Raw genomic sequence first — 25,465 nt, 5'->3', positions numbered from 1 at the left:
AATGGTACGCCCTACAGGATTCGAACCTGTGACCTACGGCTTAGAAGGCCGGTGCTCTATCCAGCTGAGCTAAGGGCGCATAGTGATTGGGTCGGATTATACGTCCAGCGGCTCGCGCGTCAACGTTTTTGCCCTTGAACATAAGCGGAGTGCTGCCAGATTAACCAAAACCCCTTAATGCCGCTTGCGCCATTCGCTCATCGACACCAGATTCCCGCCCTGCTCCGTTTCGCCTTCCAGCTCAATCCCTTGCTGCGTGAAGTGCGCATTGTACTGATCGCGCAGCGCGTGCAGTTCCTGGCTGTCCGGCTCCAGCTGGCGCAAGAACCCCAACGCCAGCAACAGCTGTTGCCTTGATATCAGCGCAGAAAACCCAGCCCGGCTCAAAATGCCATGCCAGCGCTGCTTATTTTCGTCGCTGCCATCGACAATCAGCACCTGCCAAATCAGCAGCACCGCCGCGCCGTTGTGCAGATGCGTGTCGTTATCGCCCGAGATGTAATCGGTAAACTCTTTTGCCGCCTCTTTGCCCATCAGCGACAACATCGATTCGATATGCACCGGCTGCAGTTGCAACCGTTTATTAAGCGCCTGCACCGCATGGCGCGAGCTGGCCGTCAGCAGCTGAAAACCTACCACGAACACCACCGCCAGCGTGGCGAGAATTAACCAAATCATCACGTCATCCATCTCATTCACTGCCGGGCATCATAAGCGCTAACGCGGGCGGGCGCCACGGCGAAAAATCGGGAAAGCGGCGTAGATGGCGAATCTCTACCTGACAGCCGCACGCGCTTCTGACAGAATAGGCGCCATCCCCGATCTAACCCTCTACAGATGGATTTCCTCTCTGATGGCAGCAAAAATTATTGACGGTAAAACGATTGCGCAGCAGGTGCGCCTTGAGGTTGCCGAAAAAGTACAGCAGCGTCTGGCGGCCGGTAAACGAGCGCCCGGTTTGGCAGTTGTGCTGGTGGGTGAAAACCCGGCTTCGCAGATCTATGTCGCCAGCAAACGTCGTGCTTGTGATGAAGTGGGCTTCATCTCCCGCTCGTACGATCTGCCCGCCACCACCAGCGAAGCCGAGCTGCTGGAGCTGATTGATACGCTCAACAACGATAACGACATCGACGGCATTCTGGTGCAGCTGCCGCTGCCAGCCGGCATCGATAACGTCAAAGTGCTGGAGCGCATCGTGCCGGACAAAGATGTGGATGGTTTCCATCCGTACAACGTTGGTCGTCTGTGCCAGCGCGCGCCAAAGCTGCGTCCGTGTACGCCGCGCGGCATTGTCACCTTGCTGGAGCGCTACAATATCGATACTTACGGCCTGAACGCCGTAGTGGTTGGCGCATCGAATATCGTTGGCCGTCCGATGAGCATGGAGCTGCTGCTCGCCGGTTGTACCACCACCGTGACGCACCGTTTCACCAAAGATCTGCGTCATCACGTTGAGCACGCCGATCTGCTGGTGGTGGCGGTCGGCAAGCCGGGCTTTATTCCGGGCGACTGGATCAAGCCGGGCGCGGTGGTGATTGATGTGGGTATCAACCGTCTCGACAGCGGTAAAGTGGTGGGTGATGTGGAATTCGAAGCGGCTGCTGAGCGCGCCTCGTACATTACGCCCGTTCCAGGCGGCGTCGGTCCAATGACGGTCGCGACACTGATCCAAAACACGCTAACGGCGTGTGAAGAATTTCACGACATTGAGGAGGCATAATGGCCAGTTTTTCTCTCGGTAAACATGCCCACGTTGATTTGTGCGACCTGCTGAAACTCGAAGGTTGGGTGCAAAGCGGTGCGCAGGCGAAAGCGGTGATTGCGGAAGGCGAAGTGCGCGTCGATGGCGCAGTTGAAACGCGTAAGCGCTGCAAGATTGTTGAAGGCCAGAAGGTCGAGTTTGCGGGCTTTAAGATTACGGTTGTTGCCTGACCTTTAGGCGTCCCAATCGGGGCGCCTAAATCCGCTCTTCCCCCACCACCCGAGTTTCCCCTTCAATTTGCTCCAGCGCGATGTGATTCACCGCCGTATGCTGCGCAATCAACGTCGCCAGTTTCGGTGAATGGCTGGTGATCCACAGTTGGCTAAACTGGCTGGCTTCGGCGATCAGTCGTGCTAATGCAGGCAACAAATCTTCATGCAAACTGTTTTCCGGTTCATTCAGCGCCATAAACGCCGGCGGACGCGGGCTGAGCAGCGCCACCACTAAGCAGAGAAAGCGCAGCGTGCCATCCGAGAACTCGGCGCTCTCCAGCGGTCGCAAAATCCCCCGGCGTGACATCAGCATCTGAAAACGCCCGTTCTGCACGTCAACGTGAAATTCCGTGTCCGGGAAGGCTTCGGCCATCACCTCGAGCAGTAATTCGGAATGACCGCGTTCAACAATTGTGGCCCAGGCTGCGGCCAAATTGCTGCCATCGTGGCTCAGTACCGGCGCACGCACGCCAATCTGCGGCGCACGAATCGGCGAACCGGGCCACACCGCAAACTCATGATAGAAACGCCACTGGCGCAGCCTTTCACGTACCTGGGAAAGCTCGGGATAAAGGTGCGGCTCGCCAAGCTGCCCAAACAGCGACTCTTCCGGATGCAGCACCGCAGGATAAGCAACGCGTTCGCCCTCAACGTTGTGCAGGAAAGCGGTTTGATTTTGCCGCTGCAGGATGCAGGAGGAAGGACGCCGACGCTGGCCGCTCATCCATATACGCTCCTCTTTCACCAGCGGATCGAGGTTAAACATGCTGGTGGCTAACGGCTCAGGAAAACCAATATCAAGCTGATAATCCATATCATCCATCACCACCGCGAGCGCCAGACGTTTAGGATCGTGGCGACGATCGCCGCGCCGCAATCCCCCCGCCCACATCGCTTTCTGGATGCCGCCCTCTTCCGCCAGCGCCAGCGCTAAACGTCCGCCCGCCGCTTCGTGCAGTAGTCGCACCGCTTTATAAAGGTTGGATTTTCCGCAGCCGTTCGGGCCGCTCACCACGTTGAGCTGTTGCAGCGGTAGCGTCAGGTCGCGCACCGAGCGGAAGCCGTGAATATGAATCTGTTCAATCGCCATCAATAAAAAAGGGCGATTTCTCGCCCTCTCCGGTTATTTGCGTCGCCAGCTGGAACCTTGCGGCCCATCCTCAACGATCACGCCCAACTCATTGAGCTTATCGCGCGCCACATCCGCCTGCGCCCAATCTTTGGCTGCACGCGCATCGGAACGGGCTTTCACCCAATGCTCGATTTCCGCCACTTCATCGTCATTCACCTGCGCACCGCTTTGCAGGAACTGCTCGGGATCCTGCTGCAGAATGCCGAGCACGTTAGCGATCTGGCGCAGTTTCGCCGCCAGCGCATCAGCGGAGGCTTTGTCTTCAGTCTTCAGGCGATTCACTTCACGCGCCATATCGAACAGCACCGAATAGGCTTCCGGCGTGTTGAAGTCGTCATCCATCGCGGTACGGAATCGCGCTTCAAACTCTTCACCACCCGCCGCCGTGGCATTGGCATCGGTATGTCGCAGCGCGGTGTACAAGCGCTCAAGCGCCGCACGCGCCTGGTTGAGGTTATCTTCGCCGTAGTTGAGCTGGCTGCGATAGTGGCCCGACATCAGGAAGTAACGCACGGTTTCGGCATCGTAATGCTGCAACACATCGCGCACGGTGAAGAAGTTATCCAGCGATTTCGACATCTTCTCGCGATCAACCATCACCATGCCGGAGTGCATCCAGTAATTTACATACGGGCCATCGTGCGCACAGGTGGATTGCGCCACTTCGTTTTCATGGTGCGGGAACATCAGGTCCGAACCGCCGCCGTGAATGTCGAAATGGGTGCCAAGCTGTTTGCAGTTCATCGCCGAGCACTCGATGTGCCAGCCTGGACGGCCGTTGCCCCACGGCGAGTTCCACGCCGGTTCGTCGGCTTTAGACATCTTCCACAGCACGAAGTCCATCGGATTGCGCTTTACATCCGCCACTTCAACGCGTGCACCGGCCTGCAGCTGCTCCAGATCCTGACGCGACAGCACGCCGTAATCCTTGTCGCTCATCACGTCGAACATCACGTCGCCGTTGTCCGCCACGTACGCGTGCTTACGCTCAATCAGCCTGCCGACCAGCTCAATAATCTCGTCGATATGGCGCGTTGCGCGCGGCTCCAGATCCGGCGGCAAAATGCCGAGCGCGGCGAAATCGTTGTGCATCTCGGCGATCATGCGGTTGGTCAGCGTTTCGATGCTTTCCCCGTTTTGATTGGCACGTTTAATGATTTTGTCATCGATATCGGTGATGTTACGCACGTATTTCAGCTGATAGCCCACGTAACGCAGATAACGCGCCACCACGTCGAATGCCACAAATGTACGCCCATGGCCGATATGACAGAGGTCGTAAACCGTGATACCACACACGTACATACCGATTTCACCGGCGTGGATAGGTTTAAATTCCTCTTTCTGTCGACTCAGGGTGTTATAGATCTTCAACATTGAATGGTTCCGTTAGTGACGTTTGCGGGATACGCCCTTGCAGCGTAGCCGGTTATTGTGCCGTATTTTTCTGACTTGTGCATCGCTCGGTTGCCAACTGCCGTCCGGTTACTGACGCGTTATTGGAAATTGTGATATAAGAAGCGTCTACAAAAATGCCTCGCCGCCTTACAGGCGTGGCAGTTGATACTGACGACAACCTTGACAGGAAGAAAATAATGGTCACTTTCCAGACGAACCATGGCGATATCGTAATCAAAACTTTCGATGACAAAGCGCCGGCTACCGTGAAGAACTTCCTGGAATACTGCGCGGAAGGTTTTTACGATAACACTATCTTCCATCGCGTAATCAACGGTTTCATGATTCAGGGCGGCGGTTTTGAGCCTGGCATGAAGCAGAAAGATACCAAAGCAGACATCCGCAACGAAGCGAACAACGGCCTGAAAAACACCAAAGGCACCCTGGCGATGGCGCGTACACAGGCGCCACACTCTGCAACGGCCCAGTTCTTCATCAACGTGGCAGACAACGACTTCCTGAACTTCCGTGACGAAAGCCTGCAAGGCTGGGGTTACTGCGTGTTCGCTGAAGTGGTTGAAGGCATGGACGTGGTTGAGAAAATCAAAGCGGTGAAAACCGGCCGCAGCGGCATGCATCAGGACGTTCCGGTTGAAGATGTTGTCATCCAGAAAGTGACTGTTAGCGAGTAATGTCGCGCACGCTGTTTATCGCAGATCTGCATCTGTGTCATGAAGAACCGGCAATTACTGCCGGTTTTCTGCATTTTTTGCAGGGTGAAGCGCGCGCCTGCGATGCGCTTTATATCCTCGGCGATCTGTTTGAAGCCTGGATCGGCGACGACGATCCTAATCCGCTGCATCAGCAAATCGCTGCGGCGCTCAAGGCGCTGCCGGTGCCGAAGTTCTTTATTCACGGCAATCGCGACTTCCTGCTCGGCCAGCGTTTTGCGCGTGCCAGCGGCATGACGCTGCTGCCGGAAGAGAAAGTGCTCGATCGCTACGGACATCGTGTGTTGATCATGCACGGCGATACCTTGTGCACCGACGATGCAGGCTATCAGCGTTTCCGCGCCAAAGTGCATCAACGCTGGTTGCAGCGTCTGTTCCTCGCGTTGCCGCTGCGTCTGCGCATGCGTATTGCCGCGCGCATGCGCAATGGCAGCAAGCAGGCGAATCAGCACAAGTCGGTTAGCATCATGGACGTCAATCAGTCCGCGGTGGAAGCCGCGATGACGCGTCAAGAGGTGGCGATTCTGATTCACGGCCACACGCATCGTCCCGCCATTCACGCCTTCCCGCTGCACGGCGAAAACGCCGAGCGCGCGGTACTGGGTGCCTGGCATGAGAACGGATCGATGATTCAGCTTGATGCCAGCGGCGTCAGCCTGATCGAATTCCCCTTCTGAAATCCGGGCATCAATGCCCGTTTTCCGCCTACGCAACCGTTTTCCTTGCTGCCATCTCATGCTATTCTCTGTGCCCTTCTTCGCCTGCCCGCCCGGCCAGGTTCGTTTGCATATTCACAGGAGTTGACCGCATGTCATCCAACGCCGCCCCGGCCCGTATCGCCATTGTCATGGGTTCCAAAAGTGACTGGGCTACCATGCAGTTCGCCGAGGAAATTCTTAACAGCCTGGATGTTCCCTTCCACGTTGAAGTGGTCTCAGCTCACCGTACGCCCGACAAACTGTTTAGCTTCGCGGAAACCGCAGCCGACAACGGTTTTCAGGTGATCATCGCCGGTGCCGGCGGTGCTGCCCATTTGCCGGGCATGCTGGCCGCGAAAACGCTGGTGCCGGTGCTGGGCGTGCCCGTGCAAAGCGCGGCGCTGAGCGGCGTCGATAGCCTCTACTCCATCGTGCAGATGCCGCGCGGCATTCCGGTGGGTACGCTGGCGATTGGTAAAGCCGGTGCTGCCAACGCCGCCCTGCTGGCGGCACAGATTCTGGCGATCCACGACAGCGCGCTGTCAACGCGCATCGCCAACTGGCGTCAAACGCAAACCGATGAAGTGTTGAACAACCCGGATCCGCGGGAGGACGTATGAAGCCGGTTTGCGTCTTAGGAAATGGTCAGTTAGGCCGCATGCTGCGCCAGGCAGGTGAACCGCTGGGCATCGCGGTGTATCCGGTGGGTCTGGATGCGGAACCTTCTGCGCTGCCGATCGCCGAAAGCGTGATCACCGCTGAGATCGAGCGCTGGCCGGAAACCGCGTTAACCCGCGAACTGGCGAGCCATCCGGCCTTTGTAAATCGCGATATCTTCCCGCGTCTGGCCGATCGCCTGACGCAAAAACAGCTGCTGGATCAGCTGAACCTCGCTACCGCGCCGTGGCAGCTGCTGGCCGATAAAGCCGAGTGGCCAAATGTGTTCAACTCGCTTGGCGAACTGGCGATTGTAAAGCGTCGTACCGGCGGCTATGACGGCCGCGGTCAGTGGCGTTTGCGCGCCAATGAAACCGATGCGCTGCCGGATGAGTGCTACGGCGAATGCATCGTTGAGCAAGGCATTAACTTCAGCGGCGAAGTGTCGCTGGTCGGCGCGCGTGGGCACGATGGCAGCACGGTGTTTTATCCGCTGACGCATAACCTGCATCAGGACGGCATTCTGCGTATCAGCGTGGCGTTCCCGCAGGCCGATACCGCACAGCAACAACAGGCGGAAGCGATGCTCAGCGCCATCATGCATGAGCTGAAGTATGTTGGTGTGATGGCGATGGAGTGTTTCATTACGCCAGAAGGTTTGCTGATCAACGAGTTAGCACCGCGCGTGCACAATAGCGGCCACTGGACGCAGAATGGCGCGTCAATCAGCCAGTTCGAGCTGCATCTGCGTGCGGTTTTGGGCCTGGCGCTGCCAAAGCCGGTGGTGTTTGCGCCGTCGGTGATGGTGAATCTGATTGGTACTGAGGTGAATCTGGCGTGGCTGCAGCAGCCGCTGGTGCATCTGCATTGGTACGACAAAGAGGTGCGTGAAGGCCGCAAGGTTGGGCATCTTAATCTCACCGATAGCGATCACGCGCGTCTGGCGTCAGCCTTGAATGCGCTGGTGCCGCTGCTGCCGGAAGCGTATGCAAGCGGGATTGCGTGGGCGGTTGAAAAGCTGTAGTTCAGCTGTTTTTCCCTCACCCTAGCCCTCTCCCACTGGGAGAGGGAACCGATCGAGCTAACATCTCCCTATGGGATAGGGCCGGGGTGAGGGCATCAGCCCGCTCAGAACTCCCCTTACCCCACCATCTTCATCGCCACATGGCTCCAGCGATTCAGATGCGTAATCTGGAAACCATGCGCCTTAAACAGCGCATCGAGCGACGCTTCCGAATGAATCGTGATATGCCCATTACGCGGCGCGATATACCAGTCATTCATCCCCAAATGACTCACTTCGTCAGTGGTCGCGGTGCTGAAGAAAAACACTCCGCCTTTTTTCAAAAAACCTGACACTTCTGCCAGCGTTTTATGCGGATCCGGCGTATGCTCAAACACCTCAAAACTGGTCATAAATTCATAAGAATTCAGTTCTGGATAATCGCCGGGCACAAACGGATCCCACGCCACCATATCAATGCCCACTTCCTGCATTAAGCGCGCCAGCGTGCCGGTGCCGCCACCGTAATCCAGCATTTTTTTGCCGTGATATTTTTTGAATAACGTCAAAATCAGATCGCGATTTCTCATCGGTCGATTGATCTCATAGTTAGGATCAAACTGCCCGTAAGCCTCGTTATACATATGCTGTGCATAATCCGCTGGCGTCCAGTCATCGCATGCGTGGGTATACACCAAACCACAGGTCTGGCATTGATGATAATAAATCGCCACGCCGGTGAGCGGATAAGTGTAACGACTGGCATTTTCCGAATGACAGATGGTATTGAAATCGGTCACACCATACAGCGTGGCCTCGCCCTGGCAGACTTTACAGCAGCCGATTTCAACAACGGATTTGACGATAAGTGGAGATGACATGTTTAGCCTTAAATAAGTCTGGTCTGCTTTCATGAGTCGACTCACGCAGACCAGAACTTAAATTTAAGACAAATCGTTTTGCTTATCCGGCACTGAAGCTTCTGAACAGCGCCTTCTGTTTTAACAGCCGAATCCCCAACCAGGCACCGCACAGCGAGAGCAGCAGCGCGCCGCCGATCGGCAAGGCGATCCACAACGTCCAGTCTGGCTGCCACGGGAAATCGAAGATCTTGCGCTGCAAGCCCCACAGCGCCGCTTCCGCGCCCAGCGCCGCCGCAATCCCCGACACCACGCCAAGTAGCGCAAACTCGCACCATAAGGTGCCGCGCAGCAGGCGTTTACTGGCACCCAACGTGCGATAGACCACCAACTCCTGCCGACGCTGACGCATGCCAACCTGGATCTGCGCCAGCAACAGCAGCACGCCGCACACCGTTACCAGCACCACCATCACTTCCAGCGCCTGACTGACCTGCGTCAGCACCTGACCAATCTGGCGCATCATGCTGCCGATATCCAGCAGGCTCAGTGTCGGGAATGCGCGATTTAGCTGCGCCAGCAGCGCCGGATTGCTCTCCATACGGAAGCTGGTCAGCCAGGTTTGTGGCTGTTGATCGAGCGCGCCCGGCGGGAAGATAAAGAAGAAGTTCGGCCGCAGACTCTCCCAATCGACCTTGCGCAAGCTGGTGATTTTGGCGCTGAACTGCTGCGTGTCACCGCTGAAGGTTAAGCTATCGCCGAGCTTCACGCCGAGGCGATCCGCTAACTCCACTTCCATCGACACTTCACCGGCTTGCGGCGGCCAGTTACCGGAAATCAGCGGATTGTGATCCGGACGCTCCGCTTGCCACGTCAGATTGAGTTCGCGATTCAGCGCGTTATCCAGCTGGGGATCGGCCTCTTTGCCGTTTAGCTCGGTGAGACGTGCACGCACAATTGGGTAGAAGGTCTCCGGCTTAAGCTGATGCCCAGCCAGGAAGTCGCGTACCTGCGGCACCTGCTCTTTGGTGATGTTCAGCAGGAAATAGTTCGGACTGTCCGGCGGAAGTTGCTGTTGCCAGCGATCCAGCAGATCGCCGCGCATCACCAGCAGCAGCGCCAGCAGCATAAATGACAGCGAAAACGCCGCCAGCTGGCTGAGCGTCATCGCCGGTTGACGCAGCAGACGGTTGATCGCCAGGCGCAGCGCCAGATTGCGCACCACCAGCCGATGCAGCAGCAGCAAGGTGCCCCAGCCGAGTAACGCCAGCAGCAGCGCCAGCATCACCACGCCCGCCAGCAGCGCCCATAGCATTTTGCTGCCGCCCATTAGCAGCGCCAGCAAGCCAATCACCACCAGCGCCATTGCCGGCAGATAGAATCGCAGCGGCCAAACGTTCGCCACCGCATCCCGCCGCAGTACGCGCAGCGGTTGCGTCGCCATCAGCAAACGATACGGACGCAAACCCACCAGCAGCGAAATCACAAACATCGCGCCGATCGCCCACAGCCACGGCCAGAAACTCGCCGCAGGCAGCGCGCCCGGCAGCACCGGTTTCAGCATCAGCAGCAGAATCACTTCAATGCCCTGCCCTAAGGCGCTCCCGACAATCGCCGCCAGCAGCAGCACCGCCAACCATTGACCGATAATCAGCCGCTGCAGCGCCTTGCGCGTTGCGCCCAGCGTTTTCAGCACCGCCACCAAATCGTAGCGGCTGCGGCAGTAATGACTCATCGCCACCGCCACCGCAGCAATCGCCAGCATCAGCGTCAGCAAGGCGGAAAGCAGTAAAAACTGCTGCGCGCGCTGCATCGAACGGCCCAGCGCATCTTCCGAATTATCCACGCTGATCCAGCGCTGATCGGCTTTTAGCTGCGGCGCGATCCAGCTGTCATAGCGCGCCAGCGGTGCCGGATCGCCGGAGAATTTATAGCGCCAGCTTAGACGACTGCCCGGCTGCACCGCTCCGGTTTTCTCCACGTCGGCCAGATTCATTAGCAGACGTGGCGCGGTCTGGAACGGATTGAAGCCGCCATCCGGCTCCTGAATCACTTCCCCGGCAATGCGCAGCGTGGTGTCGCCGACATCCACGCTGTCGCCCACTTTCAGATTCAACAGCGCCAGCAAACGCGGTGCGACCAACACCGTGCCCGCTTGTGGACGTAGGCCCGGCGGATCGGTTTGCAGCGTGCCGAACATCGGATAGGCATTGTCCACCGCCTTCACGTCCGCCAGCTGCGGCGTCTCTTGCGCGAAGGTCATGGTCATAAAGTGCAGCTGGCTGCTGACCGACAGCCCTTCGTCGCGCGCTTTGTTAAGCCACGCTTCCGGCGCGGGCGCGGTGGTGCGCAGCGTGCGATCGCCCGCCATAAAGTCGCGGCTCTGCTGGCTTAAGCCTTTTTCCATGCGATCGCTGATCGAGCCCAGCGCCAGCACGCAGGCCACCGCAAGCGTGAGCGCCAGCCAGACAATCAGCAGCGAGGGCGAACGCCACTCGCGCCAGAACCAGCGCCAAATCATGACTCCTCCCACAACTTGCCGTCGCGCAGCCGTAAGCGACGGTCGCAGCGCGCCGCCAGTTGTTCATCGTGCGTCACCAGAATCAGCGTGGTGGCAAAATCGCGGTTGAGGGAGAACAGCAGATCGGCGATACGATCGCCGGTTTTACGATCGAGGTTGCCGGTGGGTTCATCAGCAAACAGCAGGCCGGGGCGACCACTAAAGGCACGCGCCAGCGCCACACGCTGTTGCTCGCCGCCAGAAAGTTGCGCCGGCAAATGGTGCAGACGATCTTTCAGACCCAGCACCGTCAGCAGTTCCACCGCCTGGCGGCGACTTTCGCGATCGCTGTCGCCACGCAGCAGCGCCGGCAGCTGCACGTTTTCCAGCGCATTCAGCGTCGGCACCAGCATAAAGGATTGAAACACAAAGCCCACTTCACGCGCACGCAGCGCCGCTCGCTGCTCTTCATTCATGCTGTGTAGCGGCTGGCCAAGCAGATGCACTTCGCCGCTGCTGCCGTCGTCCAGTCCGGCCAGAATGCCCAGCAGCGTGGATTTGCCCGAGCCGGACTCGCCAATCAGGGCGATGGTCTCAGCTGGTTTGACAACCAGCTCAACTCCGGTAAGGATGGTCAGCTGATGCTCTCCCTGACCGACGGACTTAGTAAGATGATGAACTGCAACAATGTTTTCCGCTGGCATTATCCCTTCCTGTTGTTATTGCTTCTGCTGGTGTCCCGACTCGCCGCCGCCGATACCTTGCTGGTGTTGGGCGACAGCCTGAGCGCCGGGTATCGCATGTCCGCCACCGCGGCCTGGCCCAGCCTGCTGAATAAAGAGTGGCAACAGCAGCCCAAAGTGGTCAACGCCAGCATCAGCGGAGATACCGCAGGGCAAGGGCTGGCTCGTTTACCGGACCTATTAAAACAGCATCAACCCCGCTGGGTGTTAATCGAATTGGGCGGTAACGATGGCCTGCGTGGTTTCCCGCCGCAGAATATCGCCGCAGACCTGACCAAAGTGATTGACGAAGTGAAAGCCGCGAAAGCGCAGCCGCTGCTGATGCAGATTCGTCTGCCGGCTAATTATGGACGTCGATATACGGAAGCGTTTAGCGCGATCTATCCGCGCCTGGCACAGCAGTACGACATTCCTCTGGTGCCCTTCTTTATGGAGCAGGTCTACCTGAAGCCGGAGTGGATGCAGCAGGATGGAATTCACCCCAATCCGGATGCTCAGCCGTTTATCGCCAACCTGATGGCGACCGAACTGGCTCCGCTAGTAAAGCATGATTAATGCAGGCGTGTGATTTTTAACGGGTAAAGAAATGCAAAAAACAATTCTCATCACCGGCTGCTCGAGCGGCATTGGTTTGGTCGCCGCAAATGACCTTTTATCGCGCGGCTATCGCGTGCTGGCCGCCTGTCGCCGCGCCGACGATGTGGCGCGCATGGAAGCATTGGGATTTATTGGCGTGCAGCTCGATCTCGATGATGCCGCCAGCGTCGATGCCGCCGCCGATCGCGTGCTGGAACTCACCGATCATCGCCTGCACGCGCTGTTTAACAACGGCGGTTTTGGTCAATATGGGCCGCTCAGCAGCGTTTCACGTCAGCAGTTAGAGAAGCAGTTTTCTACCAACCTGTTTGGCACCCACCAACTGACCATGCGCCTGCTGCCCGCGCTGCAAGCCAGCGGCAACGGACGCATCGTCAATACCAGTTCGGTACTGGGACTGATCTCGACGCCGGGGCGCGGCGCCTATGCCGCCAGCAAATGGGCGCTGGAAGCCTGGAGCGATGCGCTGCGTCTTGAAGTGCGCGACTCTGGCGTGCGCGTTAGCCTGATTGAACCGGGCCCGATAAGCACGCGTTTCACCGATAACGTGCATCAGGGCCAGCAGGATAAACCGGTACAAAATCCGGGCATCGCTGCGCGTTTCACGCTGCCGCCGGAAGCGATTTTGCCGAAGCTGCGCCACGCGTTAGAGAGCAAACATCCGCGCCTGCGCTATCCGGTAACGCTGGTGGCCTGGGCGATGAGCCTGCTGAAACGCCTGCTGCCAGGTTGGATACTGGATCGCATTTTGCGCAGCAACTAAGCTGCAACGCAGAATCAAACTTGAACCGGGGCAGCTTGCCCCCATATCCTCAACACACTTTCTGACAAGAGACGTATTCATGTCACACGCTTTGATTATCGACATCAACGAATCCAACCTGCAGCAGACCTTAGAACAGTCGATGCAGCTGCCGGTGCTGTTCTATTTCTGGTCCGAACGCAGTCAGCACTGTCTGGAACTGACGCCGGTGCTGGATCGCCTGGCGCAGGAGTATGCGGGTCAGTTTATTTTGGCGAAGCTGGATTGGGATAAAGAGCAGATGGTGGCATCGCAGTTTGGCCTGCGCTCGATCCCAACCGTTTATCTGTTCCAGAACGGTCAGCCGGTTGACGGCTTCCAGGGACCGCAGCCGGAAGAGGCAATTCGCGCTCTGCTGCAAAAAGTGTTGCCGCGTGAAGAAGAAGTTAAAGCGCAGCAGGCGATGCAATTAATGCACGAAGGCAAACCGCTGGAAGCGCTGCCGCTGCTGAAAGACGCCTGGCAGCTGAGTAACAAAAACAGCGAAATTGGCTTCCTGCTGGCAGAAGTGTTGATCACCCTGAACCGCAGCGACGAGGCAGAAACCGTGCTGGATGCGGTGCCGCTGCAGGATCAGGACACGCGCTATCAGAGCCTGATTTCGCAAATCGATCTGTTAAAGCAGGCCGCCGATACGCCAGAAATTCAGCTGTTGCAGGAGCAGCTAGCCAGCGATCCGACCAATGCCGAACTGGCTGCTAAACTGTCGTTACAGCTGCATCAGGTTGGTCGCAACGAGGAAGCGCTGGAGTTGTTATTCAGCTTCCTGAAAAGCGATCTCAGCGTCGGTGACGGCCAGGTGCGTAAAATGTTCCAGGAAATTTTGGCCGCACTCGGCACCGGCGACACCCTCGCCACGCGCTATCGCCGCCAGCTTTACTCGCTGCTGTACTGATCGGTACCGCGCGTTAAACGGGCCGAACGACTCGGCCCGACAATCTGACAGCCAGGAGGTTATATGTTAACGGTCATTCCCGTCATCATTGTGCTCGCACTCGTTACCGTGTGGGCCGGTGTAAAAATTGTTCCACAAGGTTACCAGTGGACGGTAGAGCGCTTTGGCCGCTACACCAAAACCCTGGCGCCCGGCCTCAATTTGCTTGTGCCATTCATGGATCGTATTGGTCGCAAAATCAATATGATGGAACAGGTGCTCGATATCCCTTCGCAGGAAATCATCTCTAAAGACAACGCCAACGTCACCATTGATGCAGTCTGCTTTATTCAGGTTGTCGATCCGGCGCGCGCCGCCTATGAAGTCAGCAATCTTGAACTCTCGATCCTGAATCTGACCATGACCAACATCCGTACCGTGCTCGGCAGCATGGAGCTGGATGAGATGCTGTCGCAGCGCGACAACATCAACACGCGTCTGCTGCATATCGTTGATGAAGCCACCAATCCGTGGGGCGTGAAAATTACCCGTATCGAAATTCGTGACGTGCGCCCGCCGCAGGAATTGATCGCCGCGATGAACGCGCAGATGAAGGCGGAACGTACCAAACGCGCCGATATCCTTGCCGCCGAAGGCGTACGTCAGGCGGCGATTTTGCGCGCCGAAGGGGACAAGCAGTCGCAGATCCTCAAAGCAGAAGGCGAACGCACCTCGGCCTTCCTGCAAGCTGAAGCGCGCGAGCGTCAGGCGGAAGCGGAAGCCACGGCGACGCGCATGGTCTCCGAGGCGATAGCCGCCGGTGATATTCAGGCGGTGAACTACTTTGTGGCGCAGAAATACACCGACGCGCTGCAAAAAATCGGCGAAGCCAACAACAGCAAAGTGGTGATGATGCCGCTGGACGCCAGCAGCCTGCTCGGTTCAATTGCCGGTATCAGTGAACTGCTGAAGGAGAACCGGACGGAGCGCAGACCATGATCCTGATGGAGCTGATTGCGCATCCACACTGGTTCTGGCTGACGCTGGGCGGCCTGCTGTTGGCCGCCGAAATGCTCGGCACCAGCGGTTATCTGCTGTGGAGTGGCTTAGCCGCCGTCGCGGTGGCGCTGATTGAGTGGCTGTTTCCCATCTCATGGACCAGTCAGGGCATTGTGTTTGCGGTGATGACGTTGTTCAGCGCGTTCTTCTGGCATCGCTGGATGCGCTATCGCGAATCGTCGCAGGTCGCTAACACGCTTAACCAACGCGGTAACCAGTTAATGGGCATGCAGCTGACGCTGGATAATGCGCTGAAAAACGGCCTTGGACACGTACGCATTGGTGACAGCAGCTGGCGCGTGCAGGCGGACAGCGACCTGCCGGCGGGCACGCCGGTGATTGTCACTGGCGTGGTCGGCATTACGCTGATGATTCAGCCGCGCTTTCCATCGGCGTGATGGCAGCAACCGGCCAGATGATTGATGATCGGGCACTCTGCGCTGTCATCGCCGGGGCAAGCCTCCGCCAGTTCCAGCAAGCGCGCGCGCATCGCATGTAACTCTTCGATGTGCGCAGCAATCTCGTCGGCTTTCTGCAAAGTGCGCGCTTTAACATCGGCGCTGTGGCGCGCGGGATCGTTGAACAGCGTCACCAGTTCACGGCACTCTTCCAGCGTAAAACCCACCTGACGCGCCTGGCGCAGCAGATTCAGCTCATCAATATGATGCGCCGCGTAATGGCGATAGCCATTGTCACCGCGCGACGGCGGCGTCACCACGCCCTTCTCTTCGTAGAAGCGAATCGCTTTGCTGGTGAGTCCGGTTTTTTTTGCCACATCGCTGATGTTCATTTTTCCCCCTTGACCTTCCATTCAGGGGAAGGTTTAGGCTGTAGTTCTAATGCAAATTTTGCATGTAGTCAAAATCATTAGCCTGAGGAGTACACCATGTCACATACCCAACTGCTGGCGCTGGACGGCTTGTCCTGTGGCCACTGTGTAAAACGCGTCAAAGAAGCGCTGGAGCAGCGCAGCGATGTTGAACAGGCGGACGTCACGCAGCAAGAAGCGCGCGTGACCGGTGCGGCGAGCGCCAGCGATCTGATCGCTACGGTTGAACAAGCCGGTTATCACGCGGTGCTGAAAGAAGGCGCAGCCAGCCCAAAGCCTGATCCGTTGACAGCTACAGAGCCGCCGCCGGAGGCGCTGACAACGGAGTCGCAACCGGCACAATCCACTGAAGCTGAGCTTGCTGTGCATCATTTACTGATTGGCGGCATGAGCTGCGCCAGCTGCGTAAGCCGCGTGGAACAGGCGCTGCAAAAAGTGCCGGGCGTCAGCCAGGCACGCGTCAATCTCGGTGAGCGCAGCGCGCTGATCATGGGTGATGCAAGCGCCGAAGCGCTGGTGAGCGCGGTCGATCAGGCTGGGTATTCCGCCGAAGTGATCGAGGATGAACAAACCCGCCGCGAACGCCAGCAGGTTAGCGCGCAGCACGCTATGCGCCGTTTTAGCTGGCAATCGGCGCTGGCGTTGCTGCTCGGCGTGCCGATGATGATTTGGGGCATGCTCGGCGAAAACATGATGCTGAGCGCAGATAACCAAACGCTGTGGCGCACGCTCGGCGTGATTACCTTGCTGGTGATGGTGATGGCCGGCGGCCACTTCTATCGCAGCGCGTGGCGCAGTTTGCGTCACGGCACAGCCACCATGGACACGCTGGTGGCGCTGGGAACCGGCGCGGCGTGGCTCTATTCGATGAGCGTCGCCCTTTGGCCCGAATTCTTCCCGCATCAGGCGCGTCATCTCTATTTTGAAGCCAGCGTGATGATCGTTGGCCTGATTAATCTCGGCCACGCGCTGGAGCAGCGCGCACGCCAGCGCGCCTCGCAGGCGCTGGAACGATTACTGGATTTAACCCCGGCGCAGGCGCGGGTCATCAGCGATCAGGGTGAAACGCTGTTGCCGCTCAGCGAGGTTCAGTCCGGCATGACGCTGAAGCTGGTCACTGGCGATCGCGTACCGGTGGACGGTGAGGTCGCCAGCGGTGAAGCCTGGCTGGATGAAGCGATGCTGACCGGTGAAGCAGTGCCGCAGGCCAAACAGCCGGGAGATAAAATCTTTGCCGGTACGCTGGTACAAGACGGCACGCTGCACTTTGTGGCGCACGCCATCGGCAGCCACACCACGTTGGCGCGCATTATCAATCTGGTGCGTCAGGCGCAAAGCAGCAAACCGGATATTGGCCGACTGGCGGATCGCATCTCCGCCGTATTTGTGCCGGTGGTGGTGGCGATTGCACTGCTGAGCGGGGTTATTTGGTATCTGGCGGGTCCGCAGCCGCAACTGGCTTACACGCTGGTAATTGTCACCACGGTGCTGATCATCGCCTGCCCTTGCGCTTTGGGTTTAGCCACGCCGATGTCGGTGATTGCGGGCGTCGGGCGCGCCGCAGAGTTGGGCGTGCTGGTGCGTGACGCCGATGCGCTGCAGCGGGCCAGCGAAGTCGATACTATCGTGTTCGATAAAACCGGCACCCTGACGCGCGGCACGCCGCAGGTCAGCGATGTGGTGCTGTATGGCGAGTGGAATCGCGAGCAGGTGCTCAGCGCGGCGGCGCAGATGGAGCAAGGCTCCAGCCATCCGCTCGCCAAAGCGATTCTTGAGGCTGCGCCTGCGGTGAACGCCGAAGCGGTTAAGCAATTTCGTACAATACGCGGCAAAGGCATCAGCGCTACAGTGGCAAACAGAACGCTGCTGCTGGGGAATCAGGCGCTGCTGGATGAGCAACAGGTTGATTACCGCGCCGCGCAGGACGATATCGCGCGCTTCGCCGCACAAGGCGCAACGCCGGTGCTACTGGCCGACAATCAGCAGCTGCTGGGATTGATCGCGCTGCGTGACAGCTTGCGTCCCGAGAGTAAAGCGGCGCTGCAGCGTCTGCATCAGCAAGGTTATCGCCAGATTATGCTGACCGGCGATCACCAAAAAACCGCGCAGGCCATTGCCGCCGAAGCGGGTATTGATGAAGTGATTGCCGGCGTGTTGCCGGATGGTAAAGCGCAGGCGATTAAGCAGCTACAGCAGCAAGGCCGCAAAGTGGTGATGGTCGGCGACGGCATTAATGATGCGCCCGCGCTGGCGCAGGCGGATGTCGGCATTGCAATGGGCGGCGGCAGCGATGTGGCGGTAGAAACCGCCGCCATGACGCTGATGCGCAACGATCTGCACTGCGTCGCCGATGCGCTGTCGATCTCCAGCGCTACGCTGCGCAATATGCGGCAAAATCTGTTGGGCGCCTTTATCTACAACAGCCTCGGGATTCCCATTGCGGCCGGCGTGCTCTATCCGTTTACTGGCATGCTGCTGAGCCCGATTGTCGCGGGCGCGGCGATGGCGCTGTCATCCATTACCGTGGTGAGCAACGCTAACCGTTTGTTGCGCTTCAAGCCCGCGCAACGGCAATAGCCATTCCAGCCCTGTTTTTCATCGGATGAAATCGCTAGCATGGTTTTTTGCCTTAAAAAGGACAGGGAATGAGACACGGTCTGTGGCACAGCATCCAACAACGGATCGCGACCCTTTTTCCGGCCAGTTACAGCTGGCCGGCCATGGATATTCAGCTGGGCGATCGTCGTTTCCATTTGGCGGGCAGCATTCACATGGGCACGCGCGATATGCAGCCGCTGCCTGCCGGGCTATTGCGCCAGCTGCATAAAGCCGACGCGCTGATTGTCGAAGCCGATATCACTCAAGGCGAATCGCCGTTCAGCAATGATGATGAACATCCGCCGCTGGCAATGCGACTCGACGACGACGTGCTGCCGCGCTTGCAGGCTTTGTGCGATGAGCTTTCGCTGTCACTGAGCCTGTTCGATACGCTGCCGTTCTGGCAGATCGCGCTGATGTTGCAGGCGCAACAGGCGCAGCGGCTGGGATTGCGTCCGCAGTTTGGTATCGATTATCAGCTGTTGCAGGCGGCCAAAGCGGCCAACAAACGCATTATCGAGCTGGAAGGTCCGGAAACGCAGATCGCCCTGCTGAAATCGCTGCCGCAGGATGGTTTGCCGCTGTTGCTGGATACGCTGGAACACTGGCACACCAACGCGCGCCTGCTGCAAACCATGATCAGCTGGTGGCTGGATGCGCCGCCCACCCAGCAACCGGTGGCGTTGCCGACCACCTTTAGCAGCGAGCTGAACGACACGCTGATGCGCAACCGCAACCAGCACTGGCGCGAGCTGCTGCTGGCGTTACCGAAAGGGCGTTATGTGGTGGCGGTGGGCGCACTGCATCTGTATGGCGATGATAATTTGCCGGGACTGCTGAAGAGCTGATTTATGCACATTTCTTAGCGGCGCAATTTATTGCGCGTTAAGACGCGCCGCTACGGGCTTGTGCGGTTGATTAACTGTGCGTTTGGCAGAAAAAAAGAAGGCCAATAATACTATTGGCCCGTCAAAGAGGAATTTGTTTATGATTTTGGTTATCACCAACAATCTCTTGCTGGCGCGGGCCAATTCTCGCGCAAAGTTCAGAATTTCGCCACTGTTTTTCCATCAAAACTGAAATAAGAATTTTCCTAACAAGGACCGATCATGACGCCCGCGGTAAAACTTCTGGAAAAACAAAAAGTCACCTTTACCCTGCATCCCTACGACCACGATAGCCATGAAACCAATTTTGGCGACGAAGCGGTGCGTAAGCTTAATCTGGATGCGCGCCAGGTGTTCAAAACCTTGCTGGTATCGCTCAACGGCGATGCTAAAGCGCTGGCGGTTGCGGTGACGCCGGTCTCAACCCAATTGGATCTAAAAAAGGTCGCCAAAGCGCTGGGCGCCAAGAAAGCGGATATGGCCGATCCGCAGCTGGCACAGCGCGTGACCGGTTATCTGGTAGGCGGCATTAGCCCGCTGGGACAGAAAAAGCGTCTGCCAACGGTGATCGATCGGCAGGCAGCGGAGTTTGCCACCATCTTTATCTCCGGCGGCAAACGCGGGCTGGATATCGAGCTGGCCGCGCAAGATTTGTCTCGCCTGCTGGATGCGCCGCTGGCCGACGTCGCACGGCGCGATTAGTCGGGCTGCTGGGCGCAGAGTTGATCGATCATCCAGCGTCCGGCCGGTCCCGGCGGATTACGCCGCGACCACACCACATCAACCGCGATATGCTGCGGCCAGCCCGGCACCGGCAACTCCTTCAGCACCTGATGACCAAACTGCTCCACCAGCCAGCGCGGTAATATACTCCAGCCAAAACCCTGCTCCGCCATCTCTAACAGCAATAAATAAGATGGCGCCGACCACACGCGTCCGGCGGGCAAGGGATCGCGATTTTGTACCCAGGTATTGAGTCGCAGATGCCGCAACTCACCTAACTGCCCTTCACTCACCTGCTGAGCCTGCGACAGCGCATGATCCTGATGAAGGTAGATCGCCATCTGCGCCCCCACTTGCAAGCGTGCCACCGCCAAATCCGGCGGCAATTGTGGCTGCGCCCGCACCACGCCAAGGTGCACGCGCCCGGCTTGTATCAAATCTAATGCATCAGCATCCTCGGCGATCATGCACTCAAAATCGATATCTGGATAACGCACCTCAAACCGGTTAAGCAGATTTTCATGGTGATCCGCTTGCCAAAAATCGGAGATCGCCAGGCTAAGGCGCGGTTCTACGCCCTGCGACAAGCGCACTGCCAGCTCATCCAGCCGCTGGCTGGCGGCCAGAATCTGCTGCACCTGCGCAAACGCGCGCTGGCCATGCTCGGTCAATACCGGGTTACGTCCGCTGCGATCAAACAGCGTGAAACCCAAATCGTCTTCCAGATTAGCGATAGCGTTACTGATGGTGGACTGGCTTTTAGACAACGCGCGCGCCGCCGCCGAAAAGGATCCGCTGGCCACGGTTTGCACAAACGCCTCAAGGGATTCCGGGGAATATTTCATGTTGAACCATCGCTTTTATCGATAGGTGATCATTTTATCTTAGCATCACCCAGTGCGAAAATAGGGGTTATCACCAATAAGGAGGTTTATATGCGTACCCGTTCGCTGAAAGAACGTTTTTGTCATGCCGCAGGCTTTGAAGGGTTAGCACTTATCACTGTTGCGCCGCTGGCTGCCTGGATCATGGAGAAACCGCTGTTTCAGATGGGCGCGCTGGCGATTATGCTGTCGACCGTCGCCATGCTGTGGAACATGATCTATAACACCGGCTTTGACCGCATCTGGCCGCCGCAGGTGAAACGCGGATTCGGTTTACGCGCCATGCATGCGCTAGGCTTTGAAGGCGGTTTTATCCTGATTGGCTTGCCGATTGCCGCCTGGATGCTGAATATTTCACTGCTGGAAGCCTTTGTGCTGGAAGTGGCGTTCTTCCTGTTCTTCCTGCCCTATACCATGGTTTACAACTGGATGTGGGATAAGTTGCGCCACCGTTGGGTGGCGCAGAAATCGTGTCAGGCGTGATGTGCATTTGAAAAGAGGTCGCCATGAATGGCGACCTACGAGCGCAGAGTTCAATGTTGTGCGGCGCGCGGCCAGATCCACGCCAGAATCATTTGCGGATAGCTTGGCTTGCGTTGCTTCTCCAGCGCTTTGTTGCGCTCTTCAATTTGTGCTGCCGTCAGATGCACAATCCCGCCAGGTTGATAATCCGCTACCTTCAGCGGTGAATGCTGGCTGACATAATCACGCAGCACATCCGCATCGCGCTGCCCGCTGTTGCTGAAGCCAGCATGGGTTTCAATGTTCGGATAACCGTCGCCGCCGCTGGCGTTAAAGCTGTTAGTCGCCATGCGGTAGGTTTTATCCTTTTGCAGCGGTTCGCCATTAATCTTCACGTCGCTGACGCCTTTACCATCCGCCACCAGGCTGATGTTGCTGAACTGCGCGAAGCCGCCGGAGTCCACTTTAATATTGGCAACCGTCGCCAGATAATTCAGCACTTCATTACCCTTCAGCGTCACCGACACCACCTGATTGCCAAAAGGCTGCACCTGCAACAAATCGCGCCAGCTGAGATTACCCTGCGCCAGCGAAGTGCGAATGCCACCGCCGCTCATCACCGCAAAGTCCGCTTTGGTCGCCGCCATTTGGGCGCGCAAAATTAGCTGCCCAAGATTGGTCTGCTCAAAGCGTACCTTGTCGCGCTCACCGACAAACACGCCGTCGCTGCTGCCGACGTTAACATCCAGTTTCTTGCCAGCACGCAGTTGATACGGCGTTAACAGCTTCATCATCGCGCTGTTTTTCGGGATCTCTTCCTGCCAGGTGAGCCAGGATTCGCTGCCATCAAGATTTTTTACCTTGTGCTTGAGGTTGACCGGGATCAGCTGGTAATTCTCCAGCGTCAGCTCGCCATTGCGGAAGGTGAAGTCGCCGCGCCCAACAAATTTGCCCCACTCTTTTGCCTGCATGATCCACACGCCGTTTTGCCGATCCGGCTGGCAGGGCTGGCCTGGCTGATAATCTTTTACGCTGACGTTCTCTTTCTCCATGCACACCGCATCCTGTGAATGGCCGCCAATGATCACGTTGATGGTCCCCGGCGGCAGGCTGCGCGCCAGCTCCACGTCGCCCGGCGCATTGCTGCCGTGCTGACCGCCGTCGTAGTGGCCCATGTGTGTCAGCGCGATGATGACATCAGGCTTTTCGCTGGCGCGTAGTTCCGCCACCGCTTTTTCGGTCTCTTTCACCGGATCGCGAATATCAATCGTCGCAATGTTTTCCGGATTGGCGATGCGCAGCGTGTCGGTGGTGGTCAGGCCGATCACCGCAATCTTCAGCCCCATGCGGTTAAAGGTTGCCCACGGCTTAAATAAGCGCGTGTCGGTGCCTTTTTGATAGATGTTGGCCGAAAGGAACGGAAATTTGGCCCACTTCTGCTGCTGTTGCAGCACGCTAAGCGGTTTGTCGAATTCGTGGTTACCCAGCGCCATGGCGTCATAGCCCACCAGGTTCATGCCGCGAATGTCGGGTTCAGCATCCAGCATGTCTGACTCTGGCACGCCAGTGTTCACATCGCCCGCCGACAGGATCAGCGCGCCGCCACCTTTGGCCTGCACATCGTAGCGCTGTTGATCCATCAGCGTTTTCTGTGCCGCAAGGCCATATTCGCCTTGTGCGTTCGGCCAGTAACGACCGTGATGATCGTTGGTGTGCAGAATACTGAAACGATAACTGCGATCCGTTTGCCACGCCTGCGCCAGCATCGGCAGCAGTAACACTGTCAGCGCCAGCCAGCGCCCTTTTCGCGGTGATAAAAACAAAGTCGATCTCCTTATTCTGCGTTTTTCCACTTAGCGGTGGACTTAATGTGCGTTATCGCCCTTCTGTGTCGCACAGATGGCTGGCTAACTCAAGATGAAACACGCATTGCATCATGGCACAGCGTGACGACCAGCATTTTTAAATTCGCTTCTAGCTGGCAATGACAACCCAATTCTACACCTGGCGGTGACTTTATCGACTTAGGACCGCTTTAACCGTAACAACCCCTGCTGCGAAGCCAATTTCCCCCTGCAACTATTTTTTCCACGCCACCCTTCATTCTGCGTATTTCCAGCCGATATAATGAGATAACTGACGAAAATGGAGCTTCAGCTGCGTTTTAGTCTCATTTTTTCAATTTAGTGGGCTTTAACCGCTCAAATGTTTAAACGCGGTGAGTGATTGTGCATTACACTAGGTTGTTACAAGCGGATACATTTGCACACAAGGAGACAGGCATGCATCACACCACACCGTTGATCACTACCATTGTCGGGGGACTGGTCCTCGCATTTCTCCTTGGTATGCTGGCAAACCGCCTGCGCATCTCACCGTTAGTCGGTTATCTTCTGGCTGGCGTCCTGGCCGGCCCCTTCACGCCAGGCTTTGTCGCGGATACCAACCTTGCCCCTGAACTGGCTGAACTCGGCGTTATTCTGCTGATGTTCGGCGTCGGTTTGCACTTCTCGCTGAAGGATTTGATGTCGGTAAAGTCCATCGCCATTCCTGGCGCCATCGCGCAAATCGCCGTGGCGACGCTGCTGGGAATGGGACTTTCATGGACAATGGGCTGGTCGTGGATGACCGGTTTGGTATTTGGGTTGTGTCTTTCCACCGCCAGCACCGTGGTGCTGCTGCGTGCGCTGGAAGAGCGTCAGCTGATTGATAGCCAGCGCGGGCAAATCGCCATTGGCTGGTTGATCGTGGAAGATTTGGTGATGGTGCTGACGCTGGTGCTGCTGCCAGCCATCGCTGGCATGCTGGAACAGGGCAACGCCAGCCCAACGCTGCTGTTGTGGGATCTGCTGCTGACCATCGGTAAAGTCGTCGCCTTTATGGTGCTGATGATGGTGGTAGGCCGTCGCGTGGTGCCGTGGATTCTGGCAAAAAGTGCCGCGACCGGTTCGCGTGAGCTGTTTACCCTTGCGGTGTTAGCGCTGGCGCTCGGTATCGCCTTTGGCGCCGTCGAATTCTTTGATGTCTCCTTCGCCCTCGGCGCCTTCTTTGCCGGCATGGTGCTGAACGAATCTGAACTTAGCCACCGCGCGGCGCACGATACCTTGCCGCTGCGGGATGCGTTCGCCGTCCTGTTCTTTGTGTCCGTCGGCATGCTGTTTGACCCGATGATCCTGATTGAGCAGCCGCTGGCGGTGCTTGGCGCGCTGGCGATTATCGTGCTGGGCAAATCCATTGCCGCCTGGCTGCTGGTAACGCTGCTGGGTCATTCACGTCGCACCGCGATGACCATTTCGGTGAGCCTGGCGCAGATTGGTGAATTCGCCTTTATTCTCGCCGGCCTCGGCATCTCGCTCGGCATGCTGAGCGAGGAAGGCCGCAATCTGGTGCTGGCGGCGGCGATTCTCTCCATCATGCTTAACCCGATTCTGTTTAGCGTGCTGGAACGCTACCTCGACAAAACCGAGACCATCGAAGAGCAGACGCTGGAAGAAGCGATCGAAGAAGAGAAGCAGATTCCGGTGGATATCTGCAATCACGCGGTTTTAGTAGGTTATGGCCGCGTCGGCAGCCTGCTGGGGCAAAAGCTGATGGAAGCGGATGTGCCGCTGGTGGTGGTGGAGAACTCCCGTCCGCGCGTTGAAGCGCTGCGCGAGCAAGGGATCAAAGCGGTGCTGGGCAATGCGGCACGCGTGGATACCATGGAACTGGCGCGCCTCGACTGCGCCCGCTGGCTGCTGCTGACCATTCCGAATGGCTACGAAGCCGGTGAAGTCGTGACGGCAGCGCGCGAGAAGCGTCCGGACATTGAGATTATTGCCCGTGCGCATTATGACGATGAAGTGGCCTACATAATGGAGCGCGGCGCGAATCGCGTGGTGATGGGCGAGCGTGAGATCGCTAACAGCATGTTGCATGTGCTGGAAGAAGAGATTGCGCAGAACCCGATTGTACGTGAGTGCCCAATTTAAGTGAGTGCGGTCTTTAGCAAGGTCGCCATTAATGAACTGCACCCCAAATGTTGGACCATAATCTGACATTGAAGGTGCAGGTC

25 protein-coding genes and 1 tRNA gene are annotated in these 25,465 nt (G+C 57.6%); 16 read left to right on the top strand and 10 right to left on the bottom strand.

All coding sequences use genetic code 11. From position 1 onward, the window contains the following. Positions 1-2: 2 nt before the first annotated feature. Positions 3-79 (bottom strand) — tRNA-Arg (locus FCN45_RS05160). 95 nt (positions 80-174) lie between these two features. Then, complete coding sequence (locus FCN45_RS05155) at positions 175-678, bottom strand: DUF1198 family protein (RefSeq protein WP_137385308.1); 504 nt, start codon at positions 676-678, stop codon at positions 175-177. Between the two features lie 175 nt (positions 679-853). Here FCN45_RS05155 and folD point away from each other — a divergent pair, with 175 nt between their 5' ends. After that, positions 854-1,720 (top strand): bifunctional methylenetetrahydrofolate dehydrogenase/methenyltetrahydrofolate cyclohydrolase FolD, encoded by an 867-nt coding sequence (folD, locus tag FCN45_RS05150; protein ID WP_036648219.1) that lies wholly within the window; start codon positions 854-856, stop codon positions 1,718-1,720. Next, a complete protein-coding gene (gene ybcJ / locus FCN45_RS05145; protein WP_007890771.1) occupies positions 1,720-1,932 on the top strand; it encodes a ribosome-associated protein YbcJ in 213 nt (70 codons plus the stop codon). Before folD ends, ybcJ begins: the two co-directional genes overlap by 1 nt. A gap of 25 nt (positions 1,933-1,957) precedes the next feature. Here ybcJ and FCN45_RS05140 read toward each other — a convergent pair whose 3' ends face one another. Both FCN45_RS05140 and cysS read right to left on the bottom strand, forming a co-directional pair. Then, a complete protein-coding gene (locus FCN45_RS05140) occupies positions 1,958-3,064 on the bottom strand; it encodes an AAA family ATPase (protein ID WP_137386853.1) in 1,107 nt (368 codons plus the stop codon). Between the two features lie 33 nt (positions 3,065-3,097). Continuing rightward, positions 3,098-4,483 carry a cysteine--tRNA ligase gene (gene cysS / locus FCN45_RS05135; protein WP_110865669.1) on the bottom strand — a complete coding sequence of 462 codons (1,386 nt, stop codon included), beginning with the start codon at positions 4,481-4,483 and terminating at the stop codon, positions 3,098-3,100. Positions 4,484-4,701: 218 nt separating this feature from the next. Here cysS and ppiB point away from each other — a divergent pair, with 218 nt between their 5' ends. From ppiB to purK, 4 genes are all read left to right on the top strand, one after another. Then, a complete protein-coding gene (gene ppiB / locus FCN45_RS05130) occupies positions 4,702-5,196 on the top strand; it encodes a peptidylprolyl isomerase B (RefSeq protein ID WP_008103818.1) in 495 nt (164 codons plus the stop codon). Further along, positions 5,196-5,912, top strand: a complete 717-nt coding sequence (locus FCN45_RS05125; RefSeq protein ID WP_137385307.1) for a UDP-2,3-diacylglucosamine diphosphatase — start codon at positions 5,196-5,198, stop codon at positions 5,910-5,912. Before ppiB ends, FCN45_RS05125 begins: the two co-directional genes overlap by 1 nt. Positions 5,913-6,043: 131 nt before the next feature. Further along, entirely contained in the window at positions 6,044-6,553 is a 510-nt protein-coding gene (gene purE, locus FCN45_RS05120; RefSeq protein WP_110865667.1) for a 5-(carboxyamino)imidazole ribonucleotide mutase, read from the top strand. Further along, positions 6,550-7,614, top strand: a complete 1,065-nt coding sequence (purK, locus tag FCN45_RS05115) for a 5-(carboxyamino)imidazole ribonucleotide synthase (protein ID WP_137385306.1) — start codon at positions 6,550-6,552, stop codon at positions 7,612-7,614. The genes purE and purK overlap by 4 nt, the downstream gene beginning before the upstream one ends. A gap of 116 nt (positions 7,615-7,730) precedes the next feature. Here the strand turns inward: purK and FCN45_RS05110 are convergent, their stop codons facing one another. The 3 genes from FCN45_RS05110 to ybbA all read right to left on the bottom strand — a co-directional run bounded on the left by FCN45_RS05110 (position 7,731) and on the right by ybbA (position 11,657). Then, a complete protein-coding gene (locus FCN45_RS05110; RefSeq protein WP_137385305.1) occupies positions 7,731-8,474 on the bottom strand; it encodes a class I SAM-dependent methyltransferase in 744 nt (247 codons plus the stop codon). A gap of 82 nt (positions 8,475-8,556) precedes the next feature. Further along, positions 8,557-10,974 (bottom strand): putative ABC transporter permease subunit YbbP, encoded by a 2,418-nt coding sequence (gene ybbP / locus FCN45_RS05105; RefSeq protein WP_137385304.1) that lies wholly within the window; start codon positions 10,972-10,974, stop codon positions 8,557-8,559. Further along, positions 10,971-11,657, bottom strand: a complete 687-nt coding sequence (gene ybbA / locus FCN45_RS05100; RefSeq protein ID WP_101762379.1) for a putative ABC transporter ATP-binding protein YbbA — start codon at positions 11,655-11,657, stop codon at positions 10,971-10,973. The genes ybbP and ybbA overlap by 4 nt, the downstream gene beginning before the upstream one ends. Between ybbA and tesA the strand changes: the two genes are divergently transcribed. From tesA to FCN45_RS05075, 5 genes are all read left to right on the top strand, one after another. Then, complete coding sequence (tesA, locus tag FCN45_RS05095; protein ID WP_210421272.1) at positions 11,625-12,251, top strand: multifunctional acyl-CoA thioesterase I/protease I/lysophospholipase L1; 627 nt, start codon at positions 11,625-11,627, stop codon at positions 12,249-12,251. The two genes, ybbA and tesA, sit on opposite strands and share 33 nt — an antisense overlap. 31 nt (positions 12,252-12,282) lie before the next feature. Then, positions 12,283-13,056: an SDR family oxidoreductase gene (locus tag FCN45_RS05090; RefSeq protein WP_137385302.1), complete on the top strand. Its 774-nt coding sequence runs from the start codon at positions 12,283-12,285 to the stop codon at positions 13,054-13,056. Between the two features lie 79 nt (positions 13,057-13,135). After that, the gene (locus tag FCN45_RS05085) at positions 13,136-13,990 is read left to right on the top strand and encodes a co-chaperone YbbN (protein WP_137385301.1); all 855 of its coding nucleotides are present in this window, start codon (positions 13,136-13,138) and stop codon (positions 13,988-13,990) included. 63 nt (positions 13,991-14,053) lie between these two features. Next, positions 14,054-14,968 (top strand): SPFH domain-containing protein, encoded by a 915-nt coding sequence (locus tag FCN45_RS05080; RefSeq protein WP_101762383.1) that lies wholly within the window; start codon positions 14,054-14,056, stop codon positions 14,966-14,968. Continuing rightward, complete coding sequence (locus FCN45_RS05075) at positions 14,965-15,426, top strand: NfeD family protein (RefSeq protein ID WP_225608369.1); 462 nt, start codon at positions 14,965-14,967, stop codon at positions 15,424-15,426. The genes FCN45_RS05080 and FCN45_RS05075 overlap by 4 nt, the downstream gene beginning before the upstream one ends. Here FCN45_RS05075 and cueR read toward each other — a convergent pair. Further along, the gene (gene cueR / locus FCN45_RS05070) at positions 15,402-15,818 is read right to left on the bottom strand and encodes a Cu(I)-responsive transcriptional regulator (protein WP_101762384.1); all 417 of its coding nucleotides are present in this window, start codon (positions 15,816-15,818) and stop codon (positions 15,402-15,404) included. The two genes, FCN45_RS05075 and cueR, sit on opposite strands and share 25 nt — an antisense overlap. A 96-nt stretch (positions 15,819-15,914) precedes the next feature. Here cueR and copA point away from each other — a divergent pair, with 96 nt between their 5' ends. The 3 genes from copA (at position 15,915) to ybaK (ending at position 20,044) form a co-directional block, all read left to right on the top strand. Continuing rightward, positions 15,915-18,434, top strand: coding sequence for a copper-exporting P-type ATPase CopA (gene copA / locus FCN45_RS05065; RefSeq protein ID WP_137385300.1), 2,520 nt, complete (start codon positions 15,915-15,917; stop codon positions 18,432-18,434). A 68-nt stretch (positions 18,435-18,502) separates the two neighbouring features. Then, positions 18,503-19,303: a TraB/GumN family protein gene (locus tag FCN45_RS05060; RefSeq protein WP_137385299.1), complete on the top strand. Its 801-nt coding sequence runs from the start codon at positions 18,503-18,505 to the stop codon at positions 19,301-19,303. 261 nt (positions 19,304-19,564) lie between these two features. Continuing rightward, positions 19,565-20,044: a Cys-tRNA(Pro)/Cys-tRNA(Cys) deacylase YbaK gene (ybaK, locus tag FCN45_RS05055; RefSeq protein ID WP_137385298.1), complete on the top strand. Its 480-nt coding sequence runs from the start codon at positions 19,565-19,567 to the stop codon at positions 20,042-20,044. Here the strand turns inward: ybaK and FCN45_RS05050 are convergent. Next, positions 20,041-20,910 carry a LysR family transcriptional regulator gene (locus FCN45_RS05050; protein WP_101762388.1) on the bottom strand — a complete coding sequence of 290 codons (870 nt, stop codon included), beginning with the start codon at positions 20,908-20,910 and terminating at the stop codon, positions 20,041-20,043. The genes ybaK and FCN45_RS05050 overlap by 4 nt on opposite strands. A 90-nt stretch (positions 20,911-21,000) precedes the next feature. Here FCN45_RS05050 and FCN45_RS05045 point away from each other — a divergent pair, with 90 nt between their 5' ends. Beyond that, positions 21,001-21,432 (top strand): multidrug/biocide efflux PACE transporter, encoded by a 432-nt coding sequence (locus tag FCN45_RS05045; RefSeq protein WP_137385297.1) that lies wholly within the window; start codon positions 21,001-21,003, stop codon positions 21,430-21,432. A 50-nt stretch (positions 21,433-21,482) separates the two neighbouring features. Here the strand turns inward: FCN45_RS05045 and ushA are convergent, their stop codons facing one another. Then, on the bottom strand, positions 21,483-23,234 hold the full coding sequence (gene ushA, locus FCN45_RS05040) for a bifunctional UDP-sugar hydrolase/5'-nucleotidase UshA (RefSeq protein WP_137385296.1): 1,752 nt from the start codon (positions 23,232-23,234) through the stop codon (positions 21,483-21,485). Positions 23,235-23,693: 459 nt separating this feature from the next. Here ushA and ybaL point away from each other — a divergent pair, with 459 nt between their 5' ends. Further along, on the top strand, positions 23,694-25,382 hold the full coding sequence (gene ybaL / locus FCN45_RS05035) for a YbaL family putative K(+) efflux transporter (RefSeq protein WP_137385295.1): 1,689 nt from the start codon (positions 23,694-23,696) through the stop codon (positions 25,380-25,382). The last annotated feature ends 83 nt before the right edge of the window (positions 25,383-25,465 follow it).

Origin of the sequence: Pantoea sp. SO10, from assembly GCF_005281435.1 — a bacterium.
GTDB lineage: Bacteria > Pseudomonadota > Gammaproteobacteria > Enterobacterales > Enterobacteriaceae > Pantoea > Pantoea leporis.
Note: the sequence above shows the minus strand (reverse complement) of the source record. Positions and strands in the feature narration are given on the sequence as shown.